This is a genomic window from Streptomyces sp. NPDC101166 (assembly GCF_044768125.1).
Lineage (GTDB): Bacteria > Actinomycetota > Actinomycetes > Streptomycetales > Streptomycetaceae > Streptomyces.
Genome location: NZ_JBIWPF010000214.1, coordinates 1 through 1,205 on the forward strand (window position 1 = coordinate 1; position 1,205 = coordinate 1,205).

General features: G+C 70.1%; 2 protein-coding genes. Both read left to right on the forward strand.

All coding sequences use genetic code 11. The annotated features are described in order from the left end of the window. On the forward strand, nt 1-424 hold a 424-nt coding region (locus tag ACIRS4_RS37820), incomplete at its 5' end, for a CoA-transferase (protein ID WP_404204747.1). After that, on the forward strand, nt 421-1,205 hold a 785-nt coding region (locus ACIRS4_RS37825; RefSeq protein WP_404204749.1), incomplete at its 3' end, for a CoA-transferase subunit beta. The genes ACIRS4_RS37820 and ACIRS4_RS37825, both read left to right, overlap by 4 nt.

Genomic DNA, 1,205 nt, shown 5'->3' on the forward strand with positions numbered 1-1,205 from the left:
GGCGCGGGTCACCTCGACCATCAAGTTCATCGAATGCCCTTTCACCGGTGAACGATTGGCCGCAGTGCCTGCTCTGAACCCGGACGTCACGGTCATCCACGCGCAGCGCGCCGACCGGCACGGCAACGTGCAGCTGTGGGGCCTGCTGGGCGTGCAGAAGGAGGCGGTGCTGGCCGCGCGGCGCAGCCTGGTCACCGTCGAGGAAGTAGTGGACGAGCTCGCGCCGGTGCCGGGCGGAATCGTGTTGCCGCACTGGGTAATCGACGCGATCTCCGTTGTCCCGGATGGCGCGCACCCGTCCTACGCGCAGGGCTACTCCGAGCGTGACAACGACGCCTACGCGGCGTGGGATCCGATCGGCCGGGACCGGGCCGAATTCACGCGCTGGCTGGACACGGTCCGGACCCCGGAGGTTTCGCGATGACATCGCAGAATGCGCAGGAATCGGCAACGGCCACAACCGAATACACCGCCGACGAGATGATGACCGTCGCCGCGGCCCGCGCTCTGGGCGGGTCGGCGCGGGTCTTCGTCGGGATCGGACTGCCGTCCACCGCGGCCAATCTCGCTCGCCGCACCCACGCGCCGGATCTGGTGCTGATCTACGAATCCGGTGCGATCGGCGCGAAACCCGGCCGCCTGCCCGCCTCCATCGGCGACGGCATCCTGGCCGACACCGCCGACGCGGTGGTCAGCGTGCCGGAGATGTTCAACTACTGGCTGCAGGCCGGGCGCATCGACATCGGCTTTCTCGGCGCCGCGCAACTGGATCGCTTCGGCAATATCAACACCACCGTGATCGGCGATTACGCGGATCCGGCGGTGCGGTTGCCGGGTGCGGGCGGGGCGCCCGAGATCGCGGCTTCCTGCGGTGAGGTGCTGGTCGTCATGCGGCAGAACCCGCGCAACTTCATCGACAGCGTCGACTTCGTGACCTCGGTGGGGCACGGACGCGGTCCCGGCGACCGGGAGGCGCTCGGGCTGCGTGGCGCGGGCCCGACGCTGGTCATCACCGATCTCGGTGTGCTGCGGCCGGATCCGGACACCCGGGAGCTGACGCTCACCGCGCTGCATCCGGGCGTCACCGTCGATCAGGTGGTCGCGGCCACCGGCTGGCCGCTGCGCGTCTCCGAAGCCCTGACCGACACGGCCGCGCCGACCGCCGCCGAACTGACCGCGCTGCGCGTGCTGAAGGAGGCCCGGTG